The sequence below is a fragment of the Streptomyces sp. NPDC002054 genome (genome assembly GCF_040296685.1).
In the GTDB taxonomy this organism is placed as follows: domain Bacteria; phylum Actinomycetota; class Actinomycetes; order Streptomycetales; family Streptomycetaceae; genus Streptomyces.
The window spans coordinates 32,798-59,757 of record NZ_JBEOXT010000038.1; the positions used below are offsets into that span (position 1 = coordinate 32,798).

At 67.7% G+C, this 26,960-nt stretch carries 19 protein-coding genes; 7 read left to right on the forward strand and 12 right to left on the reverse strand.

All coding sequences use genetic code 11. The annotated features are described in order from the left end of the window. The first annotated feature begins 302 nt into the window (after positions 1–302). Entirely contained in the window at positions 303–1,208 is a 906-nt protein-coding gene (locus ABT123_RS29815) for a helix-turn-helix domain-containing protein (protein ID WP_351320269.1), read from the forward strand. Between the two features lie 99 nt (positions 1,209–1,307). On the opposite strand, the gene tuf is transcribed toward ABT123_RS29815, so the two are convergent. The 4 genes from tuf to rpsL form a co-directional block, all read right to left on the reverse strand. Continuing rightward, positions 1,308–2,501: an elongation factor Tu gene (gene tuf, locus ABT123_RS29820; RefSeq protein ID WP_351320270.1), complete on the reverse strand. Its 1,194-nt coding sequence runs from the start codon at positions 2,499–2,501 to the stop codon at positions 1,308–1,310. A 151-nt stretch (positions 2,502–2,652) separates the two neighbouring features. Next, positions 2,653–4,785 (reverse strand): elongation factor G, encoded by a 2,133-nt coding sequence (gene fusA, locus ABT123_RS29825; RefSeq protein ID WP_351320272.1) that lies wholly within the window; start codon positions 4,783–4,785, stop codon positions 2,653–2,655. 39 nt (positions 4,786–4,824) lie between these two features. Beyond that, positions 4,825–5,295, reverse strand: a complete 471-nt coding sequence (rpsG, locus tag ABT123_RS29830) for a 30S ribosomal protein S7 (RefSeq protein WP_053731192.1) — start codon at positions 5,293–5,295, stop codon at positions 4,825–4,827. A 2-nt stretch (positions 5,296–5,297) separates the two neighbouring features. Further along, positions 5,298–5,669: a 30S ribosomal protein S12 gene (rpsL, locus tag ABT123_RS29835; protein ID WP_007265893.1), complete on the reverse strand. Its 372-nt coding sequence runs from the start codon at positions 5,667–5,669 to the stop codon at positions 5,298–5,300. A gap of 320 nt (positions 5,670–5,989) precedes the next feature. On the opposite strand from rpsL, the gene ABT123_RS29840 reads away from it, so the two are divergent. The 6 genes from ABT123_RS29840 (at position 5,990) to ABT123_RS29865 (ending at position 14,170) form a co-directional block, all read left to right on the forward strand. Further along, positions 5,990–8,389 (forward strand): YfhO family protein, encoded by a 2,400-nt coding sequence (locus tag ABT123_RS29840; RefSeq protein ID WP_351320275.1) that lies wholly within the window; start codon positions 5,990–5,992, stop codon positions 8,387–8,389. A gap of 85 nt (positions 8,390–8,474) precedes the next feature. Continuing rightward, the gene (locus ABT123_RS29845) at positions 8,475–9,185 is read left to right on the forward strand and encodes a Crp/Fnr family transcriptional regulator (RefSeq protein WP_351320277.1); all 711 of its coding nucleotides are present in this window, start codon (positions 8,475–8,477) and stop codon (positions 9,183–9,185) included. A gap of 108 nt (positions 9,186–9,293) precedes the next feature. Beyond that, positions 9,294–10,052, forward strand: coding sequence for a hypothetical protein (locus ABT123_RS29850; RefSeq protein WP_351320279.1), 759 nt, complete (start codon positions 9,294–9,296; stop codon positions 10,050–10,052). Next, on the forward strand, positions 10,049–12,151 hold the full coding sequence (locus ABT123_RS29855) for a hypothetical protein (RefSeq protein ID WP_351320281.1): 2,103 nt from the start codon (positions 10,049–10,051) through the stop codon (positions 12,149–12,151). Before ABT123_RS29850 ends, ABT123_RS29855 begins: the two co-directional genes overlap by 4 nt. Before the next feature lie 16 nt (positions 12,152–12,167). Further along, entirely contained in the window at positions 12,168–13,199 is a 1,032-nt protein-coding gene (locus tag ABT123_RS29860) for a hypothetical protein (protein WP_351320283.1), read from the forward strand. A gap of 5 nt (positions 13,200–13,204) precedes the next feature. Then, positions 13,205–14,170 carry a M48 family metalloprotease gene (locus tag ABT123_RS29865; protein ID WP_351320285.1) on the forward strand — a complete coding sequence of 322 codons (966 nt, stop codon included), beginning with the start codon at positions 13,205–13,207 and terminating at the stop codon, positions 14,168–14,170. 36 nt (positions 14,171–14,206) lie between these two features. On the opposite strand, the gene ABT123_RS29870 is transcribed toward ABT123_RS29865, so the two are convergent. The 8 genes from ABT123_RS29870 to nusG form a co-directional block, all read right to left on the reverse strand. Beyond that, positions 14,207–18,106 (reverse strand): DNA-directed RNA polymerase subunit beta', encoded by a 3,900-nt coding sequence (locus ABT123_RS29870; RefSeq protein WP_351320288.1) that lies wholly within the window; start codon positions 18,104–18,106, stop codon positions 14,207–14,209. Between the two features lie 100 nt (positions 18,107–18,206). Continuing rightward, a complete protein-coding gene (gene rpoB / locus ABT123_RS29875) occupies positions 18,207–21,689 on the reverse strand; it encodes a DNA-directed RNA polymerase subunit beta (protein WP_351320290.1) in 3,483 nt (1,160 codons plus the stop codon). Between the two features lie 574 nt (positions 21,690–22,263). Beyond that, complete coding sequence (gene rplL, locus ABT123_RS29880; protein ID WP_351320292.1) at positions 22,264–22,647, reverse strand: 50S ribosomal protein L7/L12; 384 nt, start codon at positions 22,645–22,647, stop codon at positions 22,264–22,266. Between the two features lie 114 nt (positions 22,648–22,761). Further along, positions 22,762–23,292: a 50S ribosomal protein L10 gene (gene rplJ, locus ABT123_RS29885; protein ID WP_150209223.1), complete on the reverse strand. Its 531-nt coding sequence runs from the start codon at positions 23,290–23,292 to the stop codon at positions 22,762–22,764. Between the two features lie 269 nt (positions 23,293–23,561). Then, positions 23,562–24,425: an SCO4651 family lipoprotein gene (locus ABT123_RS29890; protein ID WP_351320294.1), complete on the reverse strand. Its 864-nt coding sequence runs from the start codon at positions 24,423–24,425 to the stop codon at positions 23,562–23,564. Positions 24,426–24,600: 175 nt separating this feature from the next. Then, a complete protein-coding gene (gene rplA, locus ABT123_RS29895; RefSeq protein ID WP_351320296.1) occupies positions 24,601–25,329 on the reverse strand; it encodes a 50S ribosomal protein L1 in 729 nt (242 codons plus the stop codon). 89 nt (positions 25,330–25,418) lie between these two features. Further along, positions 25,419–25,853 carry a 50S ribosomal protein L11 gene (gene rplK / locus ABT123_RS29900; protein WP_351320298.1) on the reverse strand — a complete coding sequence of 145 codons (435 nt, stop codon included), beginning with the start codon at positions 25,851–25,853 and terminating at the stop codon, positions 25,419–25,421. 166 nt (positions 25,854–26,019) lie between these two features. Next, positions 26,020–26,925, reverse strand: a complete 906-nt coding sequence (nusG, locus tag ABT123_RS29905) for a transcription termination/antitermination protein NusG (protein WP_351320300.1) — start codon at positions 26,923–26,925, stop codon at positions 26,020–26,022. Positions 26,926–26,960: the final 35 nt, after the last annotated feature.

Sequence of the window (26,960 nt, forward strand, 5' to 3'; positions counted from 1 at the left end):
TGGAATGGGACCTGGTCGCGTGGGACCGCTTAATAACCAAAGGACCGGGGGGAGAAAGAACCCTGCCAAGCCCCTCCAGCCTCCCCGTAACTCACACGGGTGACGTTTGCCAACTGGGCTGGATTTCAAGGGGGTTCGCTGGCATATGCTCGCGGCGACCGCACAGAAAAACGTCGGCCCCCGCCGGGAGTGGCTTCCCGAACGAGGGCCTGACCAATGAGGAAGTAAGCACCTTCCTGATGGCTTCCACGCAGCTTAGCGCGCCCCTGCGCCTCCCGTCCGGCATTCCGCATCCCGGCATCGTGCACATCACGAAACGGCAGGCCAGCCGATTCACCGTGATCGGCAACCACCTCGCCCAGCACCGGCAGCTGTCGCTCGTCGCGATCGCCCTCTCCGTGCACATCCAGTCCCTGCCCAGCGGGACCAGGATCGGCGTGAAACGGCTCGCCGAGCGCTTCCCGGAGAGCGAGGCCCGGATCGCCGCCGGGCTGCGCGAGCTGGAGGAGCACGGGTACCTGGCCAGGCCGCGGGAGCGGCTGCCCAGCGGGCAGGTCATCACCCGGACGGTTTCGTTCAACGAGCCAGGGGCCATTCACTCCCCCGAGCCCCCCGCCCGAACCCCGGACCCCGCTCCGGCCCCGGAGCCCGCCCCCGAGCCGGCCCCGGCCCCAGAGCCGCAGCCGGACCCGGGCCCTGTCCCGGACCCGGAGCCCGAGCCGGACCCGGAGCCCCAGCCGGAGCCTGGGCCCCAGCCTGAGCCCGAGCCGCAGCCCGAGCCCCCGCCCCGGCCGGCCCAGCCCGCCCCGCCCGCCCCGGACCCGCTCCCCACACCCCGCAACACCGACAACCCGGCCCGCCGCCGGCTCGCCCAGGAGCTCCTCGCCGAGCTGCGCCGTTCCGACTCCCGGCTGCTGCTCAGCCAACGCGACGTACACAGACTGGCGCCCGGGGTCGAGGCCTGGCTGGAGCTCGGGGCGCACCATCAGGCGATCACCCAGGCCCTGTCCGCCAACCTCCCCACCCCCCTGCTCAACCCCGGCGGGCTGATCGCCCACCGGCTGGCCGCACAGCTCCCGCCCGCGCTGCCGAAACCCCCGCCCCGAGTCCCGTACGTACCGCCGGACCCCTTCCAGACCTGTCCGGGCTGCGACAGAGCCTTCCGCTCCCCCACCCCCGGCCACTGCCGCGGCTGCACTCCCCCGTGACGGAACGACGAAGGGCCCCGCCCCCTCGCCGAAGCGAGGGGACAGGGCCCTTCGGTCAAACATGGTGCTCGCTAGCGAGCTACCAGGTCAGAACACGAATTACTTCGTGATCTTGACGACCTGGCCGGCGCCGACGGTCCGGCCACCCTCACGGATGGCGAACTTCAGGCCCTCCTCCATGGCGACCGGCTGGATCAGCGCGACCGTCATCTCGGTGTTGTCGCCCGGCATGACCATCTCGGTGCCCTCGGGGAGGGTCACAACGCCGGTCACGTCCGTGGTACGGAAGTAGAACTGCGGGCGGTAGTTGTTGAAGAACGGGGTGTGACGGCCACCCTCGTCCTTCGACAGGATGTAGGCCTGGGCCTCAAACTCGGTGTGCGGCGTGACCGAACCGGGCTTGATGATGACCTGGCCGCGCTCGACATCCTCGCGCTTGATGCCACGGAGGAGCAGACCGACGTTCTCACCGGCCTGGCCCTCGTCGAGCAGCTTGCGGAACATCTCGATACCGGTGACCGTGGTGGTGGTCTTCTCTTCCTTGATACCGATGATGTCGACGGTCTCGTTGACCTTCAGGACACCACGCTCGATACGGCCGGTGACGACCGTACCGCGACCGGTGATCGTGAAGACGTCCTCGACCGGCATCAGGAAGGGCTTCTCGGTGTCACGCGGGGGGGTCGGGATGAAGTCATCCACGGCCGACATGAGGCCGAGGAGCTTCTCGCCCCACTCCTTGTCACCCTCGAGGGCCTTGAGCGCCGAGACCTGGACGACCGGAACGTCGTCGCCCGGGAAGTCGTACTCGGACAGGAGCTCACGAACCTCGAGCTCAACGAGCTCCAGGATCTCCTCGTCGTCCACCATGTCGGCCTTGTTCAGGGCGACAACGATGGAGGGGACGCCGACCTGGCGGGCCAGGAGCACGTGCTCCTTGGTCTGCGGCATCGGGCCGTCGGTGGCGGCGACCACGAGGATCGCGCCGTCCATCTGCGCGGCACCGGTGATCATGTTCTTGATGTAGTCCGCGTGACCGGGGCAGTCGACGTGGGCGTAGTGACGCGCCTCGGTCTGGTACTCGACGTGCGCGATCGAGATCGTGATACCGCGCTGGCGCTCCTCAGGAGCCTTGTCGATCTGGTCGAAGGCCGAGGCCTCGTTCAGGTCGGGGTACGCGTCGTGCAGCACCTTGGTAATGGCGGCCGTGAGGGTCGTCTTACCGTGGTCAATGTGACCGATGGTGCCGATGTTGACGTGCGGCTTAGTCCGCTCGAACTTCGCCTTCGCCACTGGGGTCCTCCTGGGAAGTGGTTCTGTACGCCTTACTCATCGGCGCCAGGTGATCTTTGCTGGAATGCCGGTCCCTCCGGGGCAACAAGTGCTGTTGCTCCCGTTGCCCCAGAGGTTCCGGTGACAAGCCTAAAGCGTGAACTCGGGAGAGTTACTCGCCCTTGGCCTTCGCGATGATCTCCTCGGCGACGTTCCGCGGAACCTCGGCGTAGGAGTCGAACTGCATCGAGTAGCTGGCGCGACCCGAGGTCTTGCTGCGGAGGTCTCCGACGTAGCCGAACATCTCCGAAAGAGGCACGAGGCCCTTCACGACGCGAGCACCGTGACGCTCCTCCATGGCCTGAATCTGGCCACGGCGGGAGTTGATGTCGCCGATGACCTCACCCATGTAGTCCTCGGGCGTGGTGACCTCAACGGCCATCATCGGCTCGAGCAGCACGGGGTTGGCCTTGCGCGCGGCCTCCTTGAAGGCCTGCGAACCGGCGATCTTGAACGCGAGCTCGGAGGAGTCGACCTCGTGGTAGCCACCGTCGAGAAGCGTGACGCGGACGCCCGTCATCTCGTAGCCGGCCAGGATGCCGAACTGCATGGCCTCCTGCGCACCGGCGTCGACCGAAGGGATGTACTCCTTCGGCACGCGGCCACCGGTGACCTTGTTCACGAACTCGTACGCCGGGCCGTCCGACTCGGTGATCGGCTCGATCGCGATCTGCACCTTGGCGAACTGACCGGTACCACCGGTCTGCTTCTTGTGGGTGTAGTCGTGACGCTCGACGGCCTTGCGGATCGTCTCGCGGTACGCGACCTGCGGCTTGCCGACGTTGGCCTCGACCTTGAACTCGCGCTTCATACGGTCGACCAGCACCTCGAGGTGCAGCTCGCCCATACCGCCGAGGATGGTCTGGCCCGTCTCCTCGTCCGAGTGAACGTGGAAGGAGGGGTCCTCCTCCGCGAGACGCTGGATGGCGACACCCAGCTTCTCCTGGTCACCCTTGGACTTGGGCTCGATGGCGACCTGGATGACCGGAGCCGGGAAGTCCATGGACTCCAGGATCACGGGTGCCTTGTCGTCACACAGCGTCTCACCGGTGGTGGTCTGCTTCAGGCCCATGACGGCGACGATGTCGCCGGCGCCCACCGCCGCGATCTCCTCACGCTTGTTCGCGTGCATGCGGTAGATCTTGCCGATGCGCTCCTTCTTGCCCTTGACGGAGTTCAGCACCGAGGTGCCGGCCTCCAGGCGGCCCGAGTAAACCCGGACGAAGGTGAGCTTGCCGAGGTGCGGGTCGCTCATGATCTTGAACGCCAGAGCCGCGAGCGGCTCCTCGTCGGACGGCTTGCGCTTCACGACGACCTCGGCGTCCCGGACGTCGTGGCCCTCGATGGCCTCGATGTCCAGGGGCGACGGCAGGTAGCGGACGACAGCGTCGAGCAGGGGCTGAACGCCCTTGTTCTTGAACGCCGTGCCACAGAACACCGCGGTGATCGTGGCCTGGCCCTTGCCCTTGCCGGAGCCGATGATGATGCGGCGGACGGCGGCGTGCAGCTGCTCCACGGACGGCTCGTCGCCGTTCAGGAAGAGCTCCATGATCTCGTCGTCGTTCTCGGCGACGGTCTCGACCAGCTTGCCGCGCCACTCTTCAGCAGCCTCGGTGTGCGAGGCCGGGATGTCGACGATGTCGTACATCTCGCCCTTGGTCGCCTCGGCGGACCAGACGAACGCCTTCATGGTGACCAGGTCGACAACGCCCTGGAAGTCCATCTCGGCGCCGATGGGGAGCTGCATGACGATCGGAACCGCACCGAGGCGGTCCTTGATCATGTCGACACAGCGGTGGAACTCGGCACCGGTACGGTCGAGCTTGTTGACGAAGCAGATACGCGGCACGCCGTAGCGGTCCGCCTGACGCCAAACAGTCTCGGACTGCGGCTCCACACCGGCGACACCGTCGAACACGGTGACGGCACCGTCGAGGACGCGGAGCGAACGCTCCACCTCGACCGTGAAGTCCACGTGGCCCGGGGTGTCGATGATGTTGATGGTGTGGTCGACGTCCTCGAGCGGCCAGTGGCAGGTCGTCGCGGCGGACGTGATCGTGATGCCGCGCTCCTGCTCCTGCTCCATCCAGTCCATCGTGGCTGCGCCGTCGTGGACTTCACCGATCTTGTACGAAACACCGGTGTAGAACAGGATTCGCTCGGTGGTGGTCGTCTTGCCCGCGTCGATGTGAGCCATGATGCCGATGTTGCGCACCTTGGCCAGGTCAAGCGAAGTGGTAGCCATATCGGCTCAGTCTTCTCTCGGTCTCGATGTGGGTTGCGACTACCAGCGGTAGTGCGCGAAGGCCTTGTTGGACTCGGCCATCTTGTGCGTGTCCTCGCGCTTCTTGACGGCCGCACCAAGGCCGTTCGAAGCGTCGAGAAGCTCGTTCATCAGGCGCTCGGTCATGGTCTTCTCGCGGCGGGCGCGGGAGTAACCCACGAGCCAGCGGAGGGCCAGGGTCGACTGACGACCCGGCTTGACCTCGACCGGAACCTGGTAGGTCGCGCCACCGACGCGGCGGGACTTGACCTCGAGGGAGGGCTTGACGTTCTCCAGCGCGCGCTTCAGCGTGATGACCGGGTCGTTGCCGGTCTTCTCGCGGAGGCCTTCCATGGCGCCGTAGACGATGCGCTCGGCGGTGGAGCGCTTGCCGTCCAGGAGGATCTTGTTGATCAGCGAGGTGACCAGAGGAGAGCTGTAGACCGGGTCGATGATGACCGGGCGCTTCGGGGCGGGGCCCTTACGAGGCATTCTTACTTCTCCTTCTTGGCGCCGTAGCGGCTGCGGGCCTGCTTGCGGTTCTTGACAGCCTGGGTGTCAAGCGCACCGCGGATGATCTTGTAACGAACACCCGGCAGGTCCTTCACACGGCCACCACGCACGAGCACGATCGAGTGCTCCTGCAGGTTGTGTCCCTCACCCGGAATGTAAGCGGTGACCTCGATGCCGGAGGTCAGACGCACACGCGCGACCTTACGGAGCGCCGAGTTCGGCTTCTTCGGGGTGGTCGTGAACACACGCGTGCAGACACCACGGCGCTGGGGCGAAGCCTCAAGCGCGGGCGTCTTCGTCTTCTCGACCTTGTCCTGCCGGCCCTTCCGGACCAGCTGCTGGATCGTAGGCACTACTTCTCCGGTTTCTGTGTGCCGATCGTAAAACTAACCTGGAACTTCGCCGACCCACGCGGTCGGGTGTGTCGGATCCGGGAGGGCCCCGCCACTGGCGGAATCGCCCTCGGATCGCGGTGGCCTCTGCGGCTCGCATGCGGTTGATGGACACGCACGGGAGCCCAGGCACACCCCAGGCACAAGGTCTGAGCGTACCTACCGCATCCACTCCGGTCAAAACAAATGCCCCGGACCCGGCAGGCGCCCCGCTTTGCCCCCCGAGTGGCTGCATAAACTACCCGAACAGGCCATCGTACCGAGTTCTTGGGAGTACCACATTGGCGAGCCGGATCCAGCGGCTGTACGCACCCCTGCTCGCCTTCGCCCTCACCTCGGCCGCGTTCTGCACGGCTTGGGCGCTCCGCGGCAGCTTCCCCTTCGGGAACACCGGCCGGGCCATCAACGACCAGGCCAATCAGTACGTGCCCTTCCACCGGGCGCTCTGGGACCTGGTCCACGGGCAGGCCGCCGGTGATGTGCTGTTCACCTGGCGCGGGGCCTTCGGACAGCAGTTCCTGTCCGACTACTACACCTACCTCGGCAATCCGTTCTCCTGGCTGGCCGTGCTGGTGCCGCGAGCCCACGTCGACCTGGTGGTCTTCGCGATCACCCCGATCACGATGGGCCTGGCGGCTGCCCTGATGGCCGTCTACCTGGGCCGGCTGGTGCCGGGCCCGTGGTGGCAGCGGGGGGTGCTGGGGGCGACGTACGGCCTGTGCGGGTGGGCGCTCAGCGACGCCTCGTACATCCCGATGTGGCTGTGGGGCCTGGTCGCCCTGCCGCTGCTGGGGATCGCCGTCGAGTGGTGCCTGGAGGAGCGGCGCTGGCCGGCCGCGACCACGCTGGTCGCGCTCGCCTGGCTGGGCAACTTCTACACCGCGATGATGGCGACGATGGCGGCCTGCGTATTGCTGGGCATCCGTCTCATCACTCGGGACATGACCGGCAAGCAGCGGCTGCGCGCCCTGTTCCGGGCGGCCACCGCCGCGGCCACCGGCATACTCCTCACGCTTCCCCTGCTGCTTCCCTCCTTCCTCTCCAGCGGGGCGGCCCAGCCCACCAAGGTGGGCGAGTTCGATCCGCAGCGCCTGGACGTCTTCCTCACCGGCATGCTGCCCGCCACCCACCTGTGGGGCGGCCGGCCGCGGCTCTACATCGCCTCGCTGGGCCTGATCCTCGCGGGATCCTTTCTCCTCAACACCGCCATCGCGAAGAAGACCCGGCTGGTCTGGGGCCTGGCCCTGGTCCTGGTGGCGGCCTCGTTCCAGTTCCCGCCCACCCAGTACGTCTGGCACGGCCTGGCGGTGCCGAACGGCAACCCGTACCGCGAGGCCTTCGTGTTCAGCGGGCTGCTGGTGATCGTCGCCTGGATGGCGCTGGCCAACCGCCCGCGCCCGTTGCACCTGGCCATCACGGCCGGCCTGCTGGTGGCGGCCACCTTCCTGCTCCGCAACACCGACGACTTCGCCGTCGAGACCTGGTACGCGGTCCTGGGCGGCGGCGCGCTCTCGCTGCTCGCCCTGGTCCTGCTGGGGATGGGCGAGCGGCGGCGGGCGCTGATCCCGGTCGCCGCGGCCCTGATGGTCGCCGTGGTCTTCGCCGAGTCCACCCTGGCCGCCTTCAACGCGGACGAGAAGCGGGTCCGGGAGCGGTGGGCGAAGCCGGCCGTCACCTCGAGCCAGTCGATCACCCACCACTTCGAGGCCGTCCGCTCCGTGGACGGCTGGCCCGCATACCGAACCGACTCGGGCAAGCCCCAGACCTCGTACAACGACGCCCTGGCCCTCCAGGCCGAAGGCCCGCAGTACTACAGCAGCTACCTGCCGGAGGCCACCTACCAGGCCCTGGAGCCGCTGGGCTACGGCTACAAGAACGACGGCCGGACCTTCTTCGGCGCCGACAACGGGGTCCTGGACGCGATCTTCTCCATCGGCGCCCGGGTGAGCCCGGTCCCGGGCGTGAAGAACGCCTGGCAGGGCACGAAGTTCCTCGCTCCCCCGCTGGTCACCGTCCGCAACGGGGAATTCCGGTCGGCCGCCCCCGCGGGCAGCGTCTGGGCCAACCAGGAGAACGTCCTGGGCAAGGCCGTCTACCTGGTCCCCCGCACCCGCCGCTCCGGCAGCGCCACGGAGCAGAAGTACACGGCCGTCTGCAGCCCCGGCACCGAGGCCTACTGGTACTCCCCCGCCCTGAACGGCACCCTCACCCAGGGCGGCACCACGCACCGCCTGGAGGACCGGCAGACGGGCGTCCTGAAGCTCGGCACGGTCCCCACGAGCGGCAAGCTCGACATCACCGTCACCACCAAGAGCGGCGCCCAGGCCCCCGAGGCCCCCATCGGCTGCCTGGACCGCACCCAGCTCGCCGCGGCCGTGGAGGGCCTGGTCAAGACCGGCGCCACCGAGGTCAGGGCAGGCGGCCACACCATCGAGGCCACCCTCCCCAAGGGCACCACCGGCACGGCCGTCTTCGCCATGACGGACGTCCCCGGCTGGCAGTGCTCGGCCCCCACCAAGAGCTTCCACGGCCTGCTCGCCATGGACCTCCCCCCGGGCACCGAAAAAATCTCCTGCACCTTCACCCCAAAGGGCCTCTGGCCGGGCCTCGCAGCAGCCGCCCTGACCCTCCTGACGGTCACCACACTCAGCCTCCGCCGCCGGCGGAACGCCCAGGGCTGACTCCTCGACGCCAATCTCGCGGATTCCGCAACCGCGCCGGTCCCCCGGTCAGTACATTGACCGCCCTGATGATCGGGGGACTCGGATGGACGACTCGGCACACCTCCCGGGCGACGGCGGGCTGAACGACCGCGTTCCGTTCCTGGCCCGGCTGGAGAACGAAGAGGCCACGGCCTTACGCAAGCTGGGGCGGGAACTCGCCTTTGCGCCGCGCGCCCCGCTGATCCAGCAGCACGAACCCTCCACGCACATCCTGTTGATCCTCACCGGCTGGACCAAGGTGACGGCCTCCGCCGCCAGCGGCTACCAGGCTCTCCTCGCCCTGCGCGGGCCGGGGGACATCGTCGGCGAGTCCGCCGCGGTCACCGGCCGCCCGCGCTCCGCCACCGTCACCGCGCTGGAGCCCGTACGGGCCGTGGCCATCGACCACCGCGGCTTCCAGGACTTCCTCGCCCGCTCCCCCGCCGTCTCGCTCACCCTGCTCGGCCTGTCCGCCGACCGGACCCGGGCCGCCGACCGCCGACAACTGGAGTTCGCCTCCATGAGCGTGCGTGAACGGTTGGCCACCCTGCTGCTGGACCTCGCCCGCACCCACGGCCGCCGCACCGACAGCGGTGTGGAAATCACCGTTCCGCTCACCAAGCAGGAGCTCGCGGGCGCGGTCCTGGCCTCCCGCGAAATGGTGCAGCGGCAGCTGAAGGAGCTCCGCGACCGCGGGGTCGTCAGCACCGGCCGCCGCGCGCTGGTGATCGTACGGCCGGACGTACTCCGGCGGATCGGCCTCACCGGAGCCTGAGCGTTCAGTGCACACGGTCACAGTTCCACTGCGTCATCTGCCCTCACCCCGGGCCGGGGTGTGCCCGCACCCTGTTTCTCGCACGGCACGCGACCACGAGAGGCAGACATGACCGACCCGCTCAATCGCAATCTGCTCCTGCTCGACATCGAGAAGTTCAGTGACCGGGACGATGTGGAGCAGGCATACCTCCGCCGGATGCTCTACGACGTTGTCGAGCGCGTCCTGCAGGAGGCGGGCATCGACCAGACGCGCCACCTGCGCGCCGACCGCGGCGACGGTGTGCTCGTCATGATCGACGCGAACACGCCCCTGACCGCACTGCTGCGGGTCCTGCTCACCGAGGCACCGGCACAGCTGCGGGCGGTGAACCGGATGGCGTCCAGCGCGGCCCAGATCCGGCTGCGCGCCGTGGTGGCCACCGGCTACGTGACCGTGGACGCCACGGACGGCTGGGTCGGCTCCGACCTCAACCACGCCTGCCGGCTGCTGGACGCCGATGGCCTGCGGGCCGCACTCCGCGAGCGCACCGAGGACATCGCCCTGTGCGTGTCCGAGCCGGTGTACACGGGCATCGTCCGGCACGACCACACGGGAATCCCCCGGTCCGCTTTCCACGGGTTCACCGTGGAAAGCAAGAACGGCCCGCTGAAGGCCTGGCTGTACGGACCGCTGCCGGCAGTGTCGGCCACCTCGGCACCGGAGCCGCCCCGGCGCGGTGCCGGCCCCTCCCCCAGTGGCGGCCAGGTCGAATTCCGCGGCACCAACAACGGAGTCGTCGCCCATCAGATCACCGGCCCCATCATTCAGGGCGGTGCGATCAACGGCGGGATCTCCCTTCCCACCGACCGGGGTGACCGCGGATGAGCACTCCCGAACCGGGAGAGCAGCCGGCGCAGAAACCGGCAGCGGAGGAGAAGGACGCCGCCGAGCCGGGCGAAGCCAGGGAAGACGGAGCGACAACCGAGGAGGAGCCCGCACCGCAGGCGGCCTGGGACACCCGGCAGACGCTCCGCCGGCACCTCCCCCGCACCCTGTCGTTCGACGGGGTGAACCACGGGGTGGTCGCCGACCAGATCATCGGCGACGTCTACTACCAGTTCGGGCGGGCAGGCCCCACCCAGGCGTCCGGTGAGATCCCCGGCGAGGAGCTGGACGCGCGGGCCCGGACCTTCGTCACCGAGGGCACCCCCTTCGAAACCCTGCTGGAGCGCCTCGAGAAGGAACAGGTCCTGGTGCTGACCGGCGCACCGTTCACCGGACGGCGCACTGCCGCCCTGATGCTGCTGCGCCGGCTCGGTGCCACCCCGGTGCACGCGGTCGACCGGACCATCCGCCCCGGGGAACTGCTGGAGCGACTGGGCAAGGGAAAGGTGCCCGGGCACGCCCTGTGCGATCTGGTGACCGAGCCGAGCGATCCGCTCCGCGAGACACATCTGCTGGCGATCCGCGACCACCTCCGGGAGCACGGTGGCTTCCTGGTCATCACCGCCGGACTGCGCCCCTGGGTGGAGGACGATGTCCGTACCTGGTCCTGGACCCCGCCGACGGCCGCCGCCATCCTCCGGTCCCATCTGAACCGGGCAGTCGGGTCCGGCCCGGCACACCGGCTGATGGCGCTGGAGGCCGTCTCCGAGTTCCTGCCGCGCGGCCATCAGCCGCGCGAAGTGGTCGCGTACTGCACGGAGCTCCGGCGGTACGCCCTGGGCGAGGTCGACGAGGTTGCGCTCCGGCGGGCCTCGCTCGCGCCTGTGGTCCAGCAGGTACGGGAGTGGTTCGAGACGGACGAGGCCGACCTCCACCTGCGCGAGAAGGCGTTCCTCATCGCCCTCGCCGCGTTCGACGTCGGACCGTACGCCCTCATCGCCGAGCTCAGCGACCTGCTCTTCGAATTCCTCCAGCGGACGGCGAACTCCGACGCACCGAAGACGGTGCCCGTGTTCGGCACCCACATCGGCGACCGGATTGAACGGGCCCGGGCCCGCACCGATCCCGGGGTCGAGCCCACCGAGTGGGGCCCGGTCCACCAGCTCAAGGCCGCCTTCCAGGACGACCGCACCGCGGGGGTCCTGCTCCGCGAGGTGTGGACGGGGCATCCGTCCGCCCGTCCCGCCCTGGTGACCTGGCTCGGCCGGCTCGCCGAGGACGGGCGGCCGTTCGTACGGACCCGGGCAGCGGCGACGGTGGCCACGCTGGCCACCACCGATCTGCCCTCGGCCATGGCACTGATCATCGAGCCCTGGGCCAGGTCCCGGAAGGCCGCACACCGGGTCGGCGCCGTCGCCGCACTGGCCCTGTCCCACCGCGCGGGTGCCCCCAACATCCTCCGGATCACCGACGACTGGACCGCCGCCGCAGACCCCAGGCTCGGCTGGGTCGGGGTCCGGGCGCAGGGACTGCTCGGGGACGAGCGGCCGGAGGCGGCGCTGTCCGCACTGCGCGTGCAGGCACGGAAGCAGTACGGCAGCGAAAGCGACGGACTGCTGGACGGCGAGCTGGCCCAGTCCGTGGAACTGCTCCTGCTGTCGTCGGCTGCTCCCCGCGTCCTGGACGAGGTACTGCGGACACTGGACGACCACCGGTCCGTGTTCAAGCTCTCCATCCAAGGGTTCCTCGGCGCCTGCCGGCACACCGACGAGGACACCGGCAGCCGGCCCCTGATCCTCGACCACTACGCAACAGGTGACAGCGAGTCCGTCAGGACCGGGATACCACGGCTCCTGAGGTCCGCCCTGGGCGACCGGGACTTCACCCTCGACGCCCTGCTCGTCCTGACCAGCTGGATACGGGCAGCCGACTCGAGCCCTCCGACCGAATGGGCCCTCGCGGCACTGCTGCCGCAGCTCGTCACCGATGGCACCGAGCACCGGCGCATCGAGCACCTCCTCCACACCATCCGCGGCGACGACGGTGGACCACGCCCCGCGGTCGCCGAGCGGCTGCTGACCGTCCTCTCCCGGCTCTGACCACAAGGAGACGCAGATGTCATCGAGCAACTTCGACTGGTTACAGGCGGCCGACCGGCACACCGAGCTGATCGACCCGGTGATCAGCGTCCGGCAACTCGCCCGGCTGGATCTCCGCCGCAAACGGCTGACACGCTTCGATCACTGTCTCGTGTACGCGACCCACACGGGCGAATACGTGGTCTTCCAGCCGCCCCACCGGCCGAGAGCGACTTCCCGGTACTGCGCGGTCTACGAAGTGGACACGGGACTCCACCCGGTACAGGCCGAACTGAGCCTGCCCAGCGCAAACGACGCCCTGGAATTCCAGGCCACCGTGGACATGCAGTGGCAGGTACACGATCCGGTCGCCTTCGTCCGCAGCGGCTACCGCAACGTACCCCGGCTGCTGGAGGGTGAGCTGGAGCGCTCCGCCCGCACGATCGCCCGTAAATTCGAGATCGTCGACAGTGCTGCCGCCGAGACGGAACTCCTGGCAGCGTCGGAGCTGTGGGAGCCGCTGGGCACGACGGCAGGCCTGCGGACCACCTGGACGCTGCGGCTGCGCCGGAATCAGGAGGCGATCGCCCACGAGGCGCGCCTCCAGTCGATCGGGCACCAAGCAGCCGAGAACGTCCTCACCGAGCAGCGCGGAATCCAGGTGGACGCCGCCGCCGACGGTCGCCGGGACGCGCTGCTCCGGCTGCGGGCGGAGCGGACCGACCTCTACGAGGGGTTCCTGGACCGGGGCGGGGTCCGGGCCTGGGCCTGGTACCTCAGCCAGCACCCCGAGGACACAAAGGAGTTCATGAACCACCTCCGGGAGGACCAGCGGAACCTGGTCCGCGCCCAGCTGGAGCTCGTCACCAAACTGTTCGAAGAGCAGACGGCGGAGAACCACGAGCTGGCCGAACCCCGCCGGTATGCGGTGAAGGCCCTCACCGACGTGCTCGCACAACCCCTCGGCAGCAACCCGGTCCCCGAGGAGCCCAGGCCCCCGCGGGAGGAATCCCGCTGGGAGAAACCGCCCGGCTACGGCCGGAGCCCCGTCGAGCCGGACCAGGGGTGACGGCCGTGCCCGAACCCGACGACGATCTCGACTACCGGCACGCTCCGGGCACCCGCGTGCACTACACGGCCCACCAGCGCGGCGCCGGACTGACAGCCCTCGGCGGGCTGGCCCTGCATCTTCCCGGAGCGCTCTTCGGCCTGCTGTTGATCGGCCTGCTCAGCCGGGGCCTGCAGAGCACCACCGGAATTCCGTACGGCATACCGGTGGCGCTGTGGCTGGCGGCCGGAGTGCTCTGCTTCCACCGCCCCACCGAGGTCTGCGTCGCCCGGTACCTGCTCCGGCTGCACCCTCCCCTGCCGGAGGAACTCGCGCTGCTCACCTCCGTATGGCGTGAGGTGACGGTCCGCGCGGGCGTGGACGGGAGCCGGTACCAGCTGTGGATCGAAGAAAGCGGCGACGTGACCTCCTCGGCGGCCGGCGGCCATCTCGTGATCGTCACCCGGCGCTCGCTGGACACCCTGCCCACCTCTCAGCTGGCGGCCGTACTCGCCCACGAACTGGGCCACCACACCGCCGGGCACACCTGGAGCAGGATGCTGACCTGGTGGTACGCCCTGCCCGGCCGACTCCTCTGGCTGATCCTCCAGCCCGGCGCGCGTTTGATCCTGCGGGAGGCGAAACGCATCCCCGCCCTGGCGGCGCTGCTCCTCGGCGCCGCCCTGGCCTGGGCCGGCTACCTGACCCTGGCCGCGACCTACGGCGCACCCCTGCTGCTCCTGGCCCTGCCCTTCCTCACTGCTGCCGTCGGGCGCCGGGCCGAGCTGCGGGCCGACCGGCACGCGGCCCTGCTCGGGTTCGGGCCCCCGCTCGCCGAGGTGCTCGCTGCGGCGGCCGGCCCGGAGGACGAAGAGGTGGGCACCCTGCAGCTGCTGCTGTCCCCCGACCCGCATCACCGCACCCGGCTGCACCGCCTCCAGCCCTATCTCCCGCCCCCGGGCCGAGAACGCCGCAGGGCGGCCACCCCGTGAAGGGTGACCGCCCTGTGCTTACTACTGCCTGCGACGTCAGCCGTTGTACGGGCCGTAGTCGTAGTCCTCCAGCGGGACAGCCTGGCCGGAGCCGGTGCCGAAGGGCGAGTAGTCGATGTCGTCGTAGCCGACGGCCGAGTACATCGCGGCCTTCGCCTCCTCGGTGGGCTCCACCCGGATGTTGCGGTAGCGGGACAGGCCCGTACCGGCCGGGATGAGCTTACCGATGATGACGTTCTCCTTGAGGCCGATGAGGCTGTCGGACTTGGCGTTGATCGCCGCATCCGTCAGGACTCGGGTGGTCTCCTGGAAGGACGCCGCCGACAGCCACGACTCGGTCGCGAGCGAGGCCTTGGTGATACCCATCAGCTGCGGACGGCCGGAGGCGGGGTGACCGCCCTCGGTGACCACGCGACGGTTCTCGGTCTCGAACTTCGACCGCTCGACGAGCTCGCCCGGAAGCAGCTCGGCGTCGCCGGACTCGATGATCGTCACGCGGCGCAGCATCTGCCGGATGATGATCTCGATGTGCTTGTCGTGGATCGACACGCCCTGCGAGTTGTACACCTTCTGGACTTCGCCGACCAGGTGGACCTGGACCGCGCGCTGACCGAGGATGCGCAGCACGTCGTGCGGGTTGGTGGCACCCGCGGTGAGCTTCTGGCCCACCTCGACGTGGTCGCCCTCGGCAACCTCGAGGCGCGCACGCTTCGAGATCGGGAACGCGGTCTCGTCCGAACCGTCATCGGGGGTGATGACGATCTTCTTGGTCTTCTCGGTCTCCTCGATCCGCACGCGGCCGGCGGCCTCGGAGATCGGGGCGACACCCTTCGGGGTACGGGCCTCGAAGAGCTCGACGACACGCGGCAGACCCTGGGTGATGTCGTCACCGGCCACACCACCGGTGTGGAAGGTACGCATCGTCAGCTGGGTACCGGGCTCACCGATGGACTGGGCGGCGATGATGCCGACCGCCTCACCGATGTCGACCAGCTTGCCGGTGGCCAGCGAGCGGCCGTAGCAGAAGGCACAGGTGCCGACGGCGGACTCACAGGTCAGGACCGAGCGGACCTTGACCTCTTCGACGCCGTTCGCGATGACCGCGTCGATGAGCACGTCACCGAGGTCGACGTTGGCCGGCGCGATGACCTTGCCGTCGATGACCAGGTCCTCGGCCAGCATGCGGGCGTAGACCGAGGTCTCCGCGTCGTCCGCCTTGCGCAGCACGCCGTCCTCGCCACGGACACCGATCTTCAGCTTCAGACCGCGCTCGGTGCCACAGTCCTCCTCGCGGATGATCACGTCCTGCGAGACGTCCACCAGACGACGGGTCAGGTAACCCGAGTCGGCGGTACGCAGGGCGGTGTCGGCCAGACCCTTACGGGCACCGTGGGTGGAGATGAAGTACTCCAGCACCGACAGGCCCTCACGGAACGAGGCCTTGATCGGACGCGGGATGGTCTCGTTCTTCGCGTTCGACACCAGACCACGCATACCGGCGATCTGTCGCATCTGCATCATGTTTCCTCGGGCACCCGAGTCAACCATCATGAAGATGGGGTTGGTCTTGGGGAAGTTCGCGTTCATCGCCTCGGCAACCTCGTTGGTCGCCTTGGTCCAGATCGCGATGAGCTCCTGCGTGCGCTCGTCCTTGGTGATCAGACCGCGCTCGTACTGCTTCTGGACCTTCTCGTCCTGCGCCTCGTAGCCCGCGACGATGGCCTTCTTGGCCTCGGGCACGACGACGTCGGAGATGGCCACGGTGACACCGGAACGGGTCGCCCAGTGGAAGCCGGCCGCCTTCAGGTTGTCGAGCGTCGCCGCCACGATGACCTTGGGGTAGCGCTCCGCCAGGTCGTTGACGATCTCGGAGAGCTGCTTCTTGCCCACCGAGTAGTCGACGAACGGGTAGTCCTCGGGCAGCAGCTCGTTGAAGAGCGCGCGGCCCAGGGTGGTGCGCAGCCGGAAGGTGTCTCCCTGCTGGAACTCCTGCTCACCCTCCTCGGCGACCGGGGGAACCCAGCCGCGCGGCGGAATGGTGCCCACCGGGAAGCGGATGTCGACGGGCGACTGCAGGGCCAGCTCACCGGCGTCGAACGCCATGATCGCCTCGGCCGTGGAGCCGAAGGACCGGCCCTCGCCCTTGGTGTCGCGGAGCTCACCGTCGGTGGTCAGGAAGAACAGACCAAGGACCATGTCCTGGGTCGGCATCGTGACCGGACGGCCGTCGGCCGGCTTGAGGATGTTGTTCGAGGACAGCATCAGGATGCGGGCCTCGGCCTGCGCCTCCGCGGAGAGCGGCAGGTGGACGGCCATCTGGTCACCGTCGAAGTCCGCGTTGAACGCGGTGCAGACGAGCGGGTGGATCTGGATGGCCTTGCCCTCGACCAGCTGCGGCTCGAAGGCCTGGATGCCGAGGCGGTGCAGCGTGGGCGCACGGTTCAGCAGCACCGGGTGCTCGGCGATGACCTCTTCGAGGACGTCGTACACCACGGTGCGACCGCGCTCGACCATGCGCTTCGCGCTCTTGATGTTCTGCGCGTGGTTCAGGTCGACCAGGCGCTTCATCACGAACGGCTTGAAGAGCTCCAGCGCCATGGCCTTGGGCAGACCACACTGGTGCAGCTTCAGCTGCGGACCGACAACGATCACGGAACGCGCGGAGTAGTCCACACGCTTGCCGAGCAGGTTCTGACGGAATCGACCCTGCTTGCCCTTCAGCATGTCGCTGAGGGACTTCAGCGGACGGTTGCCGGGGCCCGTGACCGGGCGACCGCGACGGCCGTTGTCGAAGAGGGCGTCGACCGCCTCCTGGAGCATCCGCTTCTCGTTGTTCACGATGATCTCGGGGGCACCGAGGTCGAGCAGACGCTTCAGACGGTTGTTGCGGTTGATCACACGGCGGTACAGGTCGTTCAGGTCGGAGGTCGCGAAGCGGCCACCGTCCAGCTGCACCATCGGACGCAGGTCCGGCGGGATCACCGGGACGCAGTCCAGCACCATGCCCTTGGGGCTGTTGCTGGTCTGCAGGAAGGCAGAGACGACCTTGAGGCGCTTGAGCGCACGGGTCTTCTTCTGGCCCTTGCCGGTACGGATGATCTCGCGGAGGCGCTCGGCCTCCTCCTCCAGGTCGAAGGACTCCAGGCGCTTCTGCAGCGCCGCGGCACCCATCGAGCCGTCGAAGTACGTGCCGAAGCGGTCACGCAGCTCGCGGTAGAGGAGCTCGTCGCCCTCGAGGTCCTGGACCTTGAGGTTCTTGAAGCGGTTCCAGACCTCGTCCAGGCGGTCGATCTCGCGCTGGGAGCGGTCGCGGAGCTGCTTCATCTCGCGCTCGGCGCCCTCGCGCACCTTGCGGCGCACGTCGGCCTTGGCGCCCTCGGCCTCGAGCTCGGCCAGGTCGGTCTCGAGCTTCTTGGCGCGGGCTTCGAGGTCGGCGTCGCGGCGGTTCTCGATCTGCTGGCGCTCGACGGAGACGTGGGCCTCCAGCGACGGCAGGTCGCGGGTGCGGCGCTCGTCGTCCACGAACGTGATCATGTACGCGGCGAAGTAGATGACCTTCTCGAGGTCCTTCGGCGCGAGGTCCAGCAGGTAGCCCAGGCGCGACGGGACGCCCTTGAAGTACCAGATGTGGGTGACGGGAGCGGCAAGCTCGATGTGGCCCATGCGCTCACGGCGCACCTTGGCGCGCGTGACCTCGACGCCACAGCGCTCACAAATGATGCCCTTGAAGCGGACACGCTTGTACTTGCCGCAGTAGCACTCCCAGTCCCGGGTCGGACCGAAGATCTTCTCGCAGAAGAGTCCGTCCTTTTCGGGCTTCAGGGTGCGGTAGTTGATGGTCTCCGGCTTCTTTACCTCGCCGTGGGACCAGGTACGGATGTCGTCCGCGGTGGCAAGGCCGATCCGCAGCTCGTCGAAGAAGTTGACGTCGAGCACTGTGCGTCAATCCCTCTTTCGGGGTCGTGTCTCTTGATCAGTGGTCTGAAACGGTCCCGGGGACGGCCGGGGGATCTTGTGGATCCCCCGACCGGGCCCGTCAGACCTCTTCGACGCTGCTCGGCTCGCGCCGGGACAGGTCGATACCGAGCTCCTCCGCCGCGCGGAAGACGTCCTCGTCGGTGTCGCGCATCTCGATGGACATGCCGTCCGAGGACAGCACCTCCACGTTGAGGCAGAGCGACTGCATTTCCTTGATGAGCACCTTGAAGGACTCGGGAATGCCCGGCTCGGGGATGTTCTCGCCCTTGACGATGGCCTCGTAGACCTTCACTCGGCCGGTGACGTCGTCGGACTTGATGGTCAGCAGCTCCTGGAGGGCGTAGGCGGCGCCGTACGCCTCGAGCGCCCACACCTCCATCTCACCGAAGCGCTGGCCACCGAACTGCGCCTTACCACCCAGCGGCTGCTGCGTGATCATCGAGTACGGACCGGTCGAACGGGCGTGGAGCTTGTCGTCGACCAGGTGGTGGAGCTTGAGGATGTACATGTACCCGACCGAGATCGGGTCCGGGAACGGCTCGCCGGAGCGGCCGTCGAACAGGCGCGCCTTGCCGGACGGGAGCACCATGCGCTCGCCGTCGCGGTTCGGGATGGTGTGCTGCAGCAGGCCGGCCAGCTCGTCCTCGCGGGCGCCGTCGAACACCGGGGTGGCGACGTTGGTGCCGGGGGCGACCTGGTCGGCGCCGATGACCTGCAGACGCTGGGCCCACTCGTCCGCGAGGCCGGAGACGTCCCAGCCGCGGCTGGCGAGCCAGCCGAGGTGGATCTCCAGGACCTGTCCCGGGTTCATTCGGGACGGGACACCGAGCGGGTTGAGGATGATGTCGACCGGAGTTCCGTCCTCGAGGAACGGCATGTCCTCGATGGGCAGGATCTTGGAGATGACACCCTTGTTGCCGTGACGGCCGGCGAGCTTGTCACCGTCGGTGATCTTGCGCTTCTGGGCGACGTAGACGCGGACCAGCTGGTTCACGCCCGGAGGAAGCTCGTCGCCCTCCTCGCGGTCGAAGACGCGGACGCCGATGACCTTGCCGATCTCACCGTGAGGAACCTTGAGCGAGGTGTCACGCACCTCGCGGGCCTTCTCACCGAAGATCGCGCGGAGCAGGCGCTCCTCCGGGGTCAGCTCGGTCTCACCCTTCGGGGTGACCTTGCCGACCAGGATGTCGCCGGCGACGACGTCCGCACCGATGCGGATGATGCCGCGCTCGTCGAGGTCGGCGAGGACCTCCTCGGAGACGTTCGGGATGTCCCGGGTGATCTCCTCCGGGCCGAGCTTGGTGTCACGGGCATCGACCTCGTGCTCCTCGATGTGGATCGAGGAGAGGACGTCGTCCTGCACGAGGCGCTGCGACAGGATGATCGCGTCCTCGTAGTTGTGACCCTCCCACGGCATGAAGGCCACGAGCAGGTTCTTGCCGAGGGCCATCTCGCCCTCTTCGGTCGCCGGGCCGTCGGCGAGGACCTGGGACTCGACGATCCGGTCGCCCTCGTTGACGATCACCTTCTGGTTGACCGAGGTGCCCTGGTTCGAGCGGGAGAACTTGGCGACGCGGTACGTGGTGTACGTGCCGTCGTCGTTGGCGACGGTGATGTAGTCGGCCGAGACCTCCTGGACCACACCGTCCTTCTCCGCACGGATCGAGTCACCGGCGTCGACCGCACAGCGGTACTCCATGCCGGTGCCGACGAGCGGGGCCTCCGCCTTGATGAGCGGAACGGCCTGGCGCATCATGTTCGCGCCCATGAGGGCACGGTTGGCGTCGTCGTGCTCGAGGAAGGGGATCATCGCGGTCGCGACGGACACCATCTGGCGCGGCGAGACGTCCATGTAGTCGACGTCGTCACCGGCGATGTAGTCGATCTCGCCGCCACGACGGCGGACGAGTACGCGGGCCTCGGTGAAGCGCATGTCCTCGGACAGGCCGGCGTTGGCCTGGGCGATGACGAAGCGGTCCTCTTCATCGGCGGTCAGGTAGTCGACCTCGTCGGTGACGGTGCCGCCCACGACCTTGCGGTACGGGGTCTCGACGAAACCGAACGCGTTGACGCGGCCGTAGGAGGCGAGCGAGCCGATCAGACCGATGTTCGGGCCTTCAGGGGTCTCGATCGGGCACATGCGGCCGTAGTGCGACGGGTGAACGTCACGGACCTCGAAGCCGGCCCGCTCACGGGACAGACCACCCGGGCCGAGCGCGGACAGACGACGCTTGTGCGTCAGCCCGGACAGCGGGTTGTTCTGGTCCATGAACTGCGACAGCTGGCTGGTGCCGAAGAACTCCTTGATGGAGGCGACGACCGGCCGGATGTTGATCAGCGTCTGCGGCGTGATGGCCTCGACGTCCTGCGTGGTCATGCGCTCGCGGACGACGCGCTCCATACGAGCCAGACCCGTGCGGACCTGGTTCTGGATGAGCTCGCCGACGTTGCGCAGACGACGGTTGCCGAAGTGGTCGATGTCATCGGTCTCGACGACGATCGAGTTGCCGTTCTCGCCGATCGTCTCGGTCTCGCCCGCGTGCAGCTTGACCAGGTACTTGATCGTCGCGATGACGTCGTCGGTGGTGAGCACCCCGGCGTCCAGCGGCTCGTCCGCGCCGAGCTTCTTGTTGACCTTGTAACGGCCGACCTTGGCCAGGTCGTAGCGCTTCGGGTTGAAGTAGAGGTTCTCGAGCAGCGTCTGCGCGGCCTCACGGGTCGGCGGCTCGCCCGGACGCAGCTTGCGGTAGATGTCGAGCAGCGCGTCGTCCTGGCCCTGGGTGTGGTCCTTCTCCAGGGTGGCGCGCATGGACTCGTACTCGCCGAACTCCTCGAGGATCTGCTCGGTGGTCCAGCCGAGAGCCTTCAGGAGGACGGTGACGGACTGCTTGCGCTTGCGGTCGATGCGGACGCCGACCATGTCGCGCTTGTCGACCTCCATCTCCAGCCAGGCACCCCGGGACGGGATGATCTTGGCGGAGAAGATGTCCTTGTCGGACGTCTTGTCGATGGAGGAGTCGAAGTAGACACCCGGGGAGCGGACCAGCTGCGACACCACGACACGCTCGGTGCCGTTGATGACGAAGGTGCCCTTGTTGGTCATGAGCGGGAAGTCGCCCATGAAGACCGTCTGAGACTTGATCTCACCGGTCTCGTTGTTCGTGAACTCGGCCGTGACAAACAGCGGGGCCGCGAACGTGAAGTCGCGCTCCTTGCACTCGTCCACGGAGTTCTTCGCCGGCTCGAACCGGTGGTCGCGGAAGGTCAGCGACATCGACCCGGAGAAGTCCTCGATCGGGGAGATCTCCTCGAAGATCTCTTCCAGACCGGACTTGGTGGGGACGTCCTGTCCACTCTCCAGCGCCGACTCGACGCGAGACTTCCAGGCGGCATTGCCGAGCAGCCAGTCAAAGCTCTCGGTCTGCAGCGCCAGGAGGTTCGGAACCTCGAGGGGCTCCTTGATCTTTGCAAAGGAGATGCGCAGCGGGGCGGTGCTGGCGCCGTTGTTCGTATTGGTCGAGGCGTTGCGCGAGGCGGCCAAGAGGGGGTCCTTCCGAGGGCTCGGACTCACTACGCGCGTACCGGTCCCAGCCGACACAGAAGACAGTAGGTTCCCATCTGACCAAAAGGCCAGGTCAGAGACGTTCAGTCTGTGTGCTCTAGCGTGGGCATGCCCCTGGCGACGGGCAGGGGGCAGCTAACAGGCAGCGCAAAGGGTCAGTGTAGCCACTTGGCTCACTGATGTCCAGACCAGGTTTCCGGAGTCCGGCAACAGGCCTTCCCCACTGCTCTTCAATCCAACCCTGCGTTCAACGCTGCGGCGCCCCTCGGACACAGAGCGCGTATCGATACTGCCCTCTTCGTGGCCGATCCATGCCTCGGATCCGGATCGACCTGTCCATCCTCACGACGGGTCTGAGAATTGCGCGCCTCGTGCCGTTCGTCAAGGCCCCGTGCTCCGTGCGGATCACCTCGGGGCCCGGTGGCAGGGCAACGAAGATCACCATACTCCTCAACGAGAGCAGGGCAAGCCAGGCACTTCGGATACGCCAGAGGGCGACCACCCATACGGGTGATCGCCCTCCGTCAGAGGCCGTCAGGCGGCCTCAGAGGTGTTACTTGACCTCGACGGCCGCACCGGCAGCCTTGAGGGACTCGGCGGCCTTCTCAGCGGCCTCCTTGTTGACCTTCTCGAGGACCGGCTTCGGGGTGCCGTCGACGAGGTCCTTGGCCTCCTTCAGGCCCAGGGAGGTCAGCTCACGCACGACCTTGATGACCTGGATCTTCTTGTCGCCCGCACCGGTGAGGATGACGTCGAACTCGTCCTTCTCCTCCTCCGGCTCGACGGCCGGGCCGGCCTGGCCCGGGCCGGCAACGGCGACGGCCGCGGCGGCGGTGACGTCGAACTTCTCCTCGAACGCCTTCACGAACTCGGAGAGCTCGATGAGGGTCATCTCCTCGAACTGCGCGAGCAGGTCGTCCTGAGACAGCTTCGCCATGATGGGCGATCCTTCCACTAATTCGGCAGGTGCCGGATGTATCGAAACGGCGGGCGTACTGACGGCCCGCTACGACCCGCGCTCTAGGCGGCGCGGATCAATGCGCGAGCCGAATTACTCGGCACCGCCCTGCTCGGCGAGCTTGACGCGAAGCGCTTCCGCAGTGCGGACGAACTTCGACGGCAGCGCCTGGAAGAGCGAGGCAGCCTGGGACTGCTTGCCCTTGAACGCGCCGGCCAGCTTGCTGAGCAGAACCTCGCGGGACTCGAGGTCCGCGAGCTTCTTGATCTCGTCGGCGGTCAGCGCCTTGCCATCAAGGACACCGCCCTTGATGACGAGGTTCGGGTTGTCCTTGGCGAAGTCACGCAGAGCCTTCGCCGACTCCACCGGGTCACCGGTGATGAAGGCGGCCCCGGTCGGACCAGAGAACTGGTCGTCCAGCGAGGCGATCCCGGCCTGGTTGGCCGCAATCTTGGTCAGCGTGTTCTTCACCACGGCGTACTGGGCGTTCTCACCGAGCGAACGACGCAGCGTCTTGAGCTGCGCCACGGTGAGACCCCGGTACTCGGTCAGCACGACGGCGTTCGAGCTGCGGAACTGGTCCTCAAGCTCGGCTACCGCGGCAGCCTTGTCGGGCCTTGCCATAGAGCGTCGGCCTCCTTCCGGGTGATGAGGACCGCTCAGAAGGGGCTGAACAAAACGAAACGCCCCGGCGCAGGCGCACGGGGCGTAGCTCAACCGAAAAAATCCGGGAACTTTCCACAGTCACCTGCGCGGGTCGTCCGTATTCAACGGATCCTTCGGCCGCCGTCCCCTTGCGGACACGGCAACGACCAGCGGTCTTTGGCTTCTGTGGAAGCTTACGGGATGGTGCGGATAACAAGCAAATCGGGCAGAACTGCAGGTCAGGCCAGTCAGGCCGCGTTCTTGCGGTCCTTGGCGAGCTCCGCCAGGTCGACGACCTGGTCGGCCGGCGGGGCCGTGATCTCGACCGGCTGGTTGTAGTCCGTGAACTTGATCGTCACGTCGACCGGGCCCTGGGCGCCGTCGCCGCGCATGCGGAACTGCTTGGGCCGGTCGTTGTCGCCGATCCACATGTCCATGGTCATGCTCTTGATGCCCTGGGTCTCCAGCGTCTTGACGGACTTCTCCCGGCGCTCCTTGACCTCCGGAGCGGCCGAGGCGGCTGCCGCCTTCATCTGCTCCAGCGTGACCGTGCCGACCAGGTGCGTGGTCTTCTGGCCGTCGATGGTCTCCTCGCCGGCCTTCTTCAGGTCCTTGGCCGCGAGCAGCTCATTGGCCCGGTCACCCGGGTTCTCGGCCCTGCTGGTGCCGCCCTTGGCCAGGGAGTCCAGCGACTTGCCCGCCTTCGCGTCCAGGCTCTTCAGGTCGAACTTCAGCCACTGGCCCTCGGCCCCCATGTACATGGCGCTGTCGACCAGACGGATCTCCACGTTCTCGCCCGGCTTCTCCGGGTTGGCCATCTTCATGGCCATGCCCAGCGTGGGCTTCATCCGCATGGAGACCTCACCGTTGACCTGCTGGCCCGCGGTGGTGCCGGACATGGTGTAGCGGAACGAGGTGAGCTCCTCGGACGTCTTCTGCACCTTCTCCAGGTACGCGGCCGGCGCGACCTCGGTGACCGCACCGCCGTTGCCCCCGCCGGCCTTGTCCCCCGCCTTGTCCCCCGCCTTGGTCTGACCGCATGCGGTGGCCCCGCCCACCAGCAGGACGCCTGCCAGTACCGCCCCGGCCGTCCTGATCGTCTTCCGGTTCATGATCATGCTTCCCCCACCCCGTGTGATCTTTTATGCAGAAACGACTGTACGTCTTTCAGCGCCGCGTGCCGGGGATTTTCGTACCGAAGTACGAAAACGGGCCCCTCGCACCCTGGAAGGGGTGCGAGGGGCCCGAGTTCAGCCACTCATCAGGGAGCCGTCAGGCTCGGCCTGATCAGACCGCGGCCGGGTCCTCCTCGACGAGGAGGTTGCGGGTGCGGTTCGGGTCCAGCTGGATGCCGGGGCCCATGGTGGTGCTCAGGGCGGCCTTCTTGACGTAGCGGCCCTTCGCGGCGGACGGCTTCAGACGAAGGATCTCGTCCAGGGCCGCGCCGTAGTTCTCGACCAGCTGCTCATCGGAGAAGGAGACCTTGCCGATGATGAAGTGCAGGTTCGAGTGCTTGTCGACGCGGAACTCGATCTTGCCACCCTTGATCTCGGTGACAGCCTTCGCGACGTCCATCGTGACGGTGCCGGTCTTCGGGTTCGGCATGAGGCCACGGGGACCGAGCACGCGGCCGAGGCGGCCGACCTTGCCCATGAGGTCCGGGGTGGCCACAACGGCGTCGAACTCGTTCAGGCGGTTGCCCTTGGCGATCTCGTTGATCAGCTCGTCGTCGCCGACAATGTCGGCGCCGGCGGCTTCCGCGGCCGCAGCACGGTCACCGGTCGCGAAGACCAGGACCCGGGCGGTCTTGCCGGTGCCGTGCGGGAGGTTCACGGTGCCGCGGACCATCTGGTCGGCCTTGCGCGGGTCGACACCCAGGCGGAAGGCAACCTCGACGGTCGCATCGAACTTGACGGACGAGGTCTCCTTGGCGAGACGGACGGCCTCGAGCGGGGCGTACTGCTTCTCCCGGTCGACCTTGGCGTCCGCAGCGCGGAGAGTCTTGCTGCGCTTCACTTCTGCTCCTGTGTTGTTTCTTCAGGCGTGGAGTCGTGGTGCGGACCAGCGCTTGGTCCTACCACTGGTGGTGCTGAAAGGGGGCTGGATCAGCCTTCGACGGTGATGCCCATCGAGCGCGCGGTGCCGGAAATGATCTTCACGGCGGCGTCGATGTCGTTGGCGTTCAGGTCGGGCATCTTCAGCTCGGCGATCTCCTTGACCTGGGCAGCCGTGAGCTTGGCGACCTTGGTCTTGTGGGGCTCGCCGGAGCCCTTCTCCACGCCCGCGTGCTTCAGGATGAGGCGCGCGGCCGGCGGAGTCTTGGTGATGAAGGTGAAGGTGCGGTCCTCGTAGACCGTGATCTCCACCGGCACGACCATGCCACGCTGCGACTCGGTCGCGGCGTTGTAGGCCTTGCAGAACTCCATGATGTTGACGCCGTGCTGACCGAGCGCGGGGCCGACCGGCGGAGCCGGGTTGGCCGCACCGGCCTTGATCTGGAGCTTGATAAGCCCCGTGACCTTCTTCTTCTTGGGAGGCATTGCTCTCTCCGGGTCCTAGTGAGAGTTTTCCAGCCGCCAACCGGTCATCCGGATGGAGGCATACCGCACCACGATAACGGGTATCGGTGCGGGGCTGAAAACCGAGCAGGTCAGACCGCCCCTGAGGGGCCGGCCTGACCTGTCCGGAAGACGGTGTGCCAGAAGATCAGTTCTTCTGGATCTGGTCGAAGCTCAGCTCGACCGGGGTCTCGCGGCCGAAGATCTCGACGAGGCCCTTGACCTTCTTCGAGTCGGGGTTGATCTCGTTGATGGTCGCCTGCAGCGTGGCGAACGGGCCGTCGGTGACGGTGACCGAGTCGCCGACCTCGAAGTCCAGGACCTCGATGGTGCGCTTGACGGCGGGCGCCGGGAGACCGGCCGCCTCGGCGGCAGCCTTCTCGGCCTTCTCCTTGGCCTCCGGAGCGAGCATCTTGACGATCTCGTCCAGGGTCAGCGGGTACGGGTCGTAGGCGTTGCCCACGAAGCCGGTGACGCCGGGGGTGTTGCGGACGACGCCCCAGGACTCGTTCGTCAGATCCATGCGGACGAGAACGTAACCGGGCAGCTTGTTCTGCCGGACGTTCTTGCGCTCGCCGTTCTTGATCTGGACGATCTCTTCCTCGGGCACCTCGGCCTGGTAGATGAACTCCTCGACGTTCAGCGAGACGGCGCGCTGCTCCAGGTTGGCCTTCACGCGCTTCTCGTAGCCCGCATAGGTGTGGATGACGTACCACTCGCCGGGGAGCACGCGGAGCTCGTCACGCAGGGCCTGGATCGGGTCGACGGGCTCGGCCGGCTCCTCCGGAGCCTCCTCGGCCTCGACCTCGGCCTCGGCAGCGACCTCGGTCTCGGTCTCGTCGGCCTCATCGGCGTCGACGTCGTCAGCCTCGAGCTCGTCGGCGTCGGCCTCGTCCTCGATGTGCAGCGCGGATTCCTCGGCCGGCTCGCCCGCCTCGGCGTCGGCGATCTCGACCTCGTCGGGGTCCACAGCGTCCGCCGCCTCGACGATGTCGAGCTCGTCCTCGACGGACTCGACGGAGTCGGGGCTCACGTTCAGGTTCGGGTCAGACACGGTGGCGGCTTCTTCCTGGATACAAAAATGGGTGG

Bases quoted from the DNA above. Each gene is read 5' to 3' on its own strand.
- rplJ (WP_150209223.1), bottom strand. From the start codon at position 23,292: ATGGCAAGGCCCGACAAGGCTGCCGCGGTAGCCGAGCTTGAGGACCAG.
- ABT123_RS29850 (WP_351320279.1), top strand. From the start codon at position 9,294: ATGACCGACCCGCTCAATCGCAATCTGCTCCTGCTCGACATCGAGAAG.
- ABT123_RS29890 (WP_351320294.1), bottom strand. From the start codon at position 24,425: ATGAACCGGAAGACGATCAGGACGGCCGGGGCGGTACTGGCAGGCGTC.
- rpsG (WP_053731192.1), bottom strand. From the start codon at position 5,295: ATGCCTCGTAAGGGCCCCGCCCCGAAGCGCCCGGTCATCATCGACCCG.
- fusA (WP_351320272.1), bottom strand. From the start codon at position 4,785: ATGGCTACCACTTCGCTTGACCTGGCCAAGGTGCGCAACATCGGCATC.
- rplK (WP_351320298.1), bottom strand. From the start codon at position 25,853: ATGCCTCCCAAGAAGAAGAAGGTCACGGGGCTTATCAAGCTCCAGATC.
- ABT123_RS29845 (WP_351320277.1), top strand. From the start codon at position 8,475: ATGGACGACTCGGCACACCTCCCGGGCGACGGCGGGCTGAACGACCGC.
- ABT123_RS29860 (WP_351320283.1), top strand. From the start codon at position 12,168: ATGTCATCGAGCAACTTCGACTGGTTACAGGCGGCCGACCGGCACACC.
- rplL (WP_351320292.1), bottom strand. From the start codon at position 22,647: ATGGCGAAGCTGTCTCAGGACGACCTGCTCGCGCAGTTCGAGGAGATG.
- ABT123_RS29855 (WP_351320281.1), top strand. From the start codon at position 10,049: ATGAGCACTCCCGAACCGGGAGAGCAGCCGGCGCAGAAACCGGCAGCG.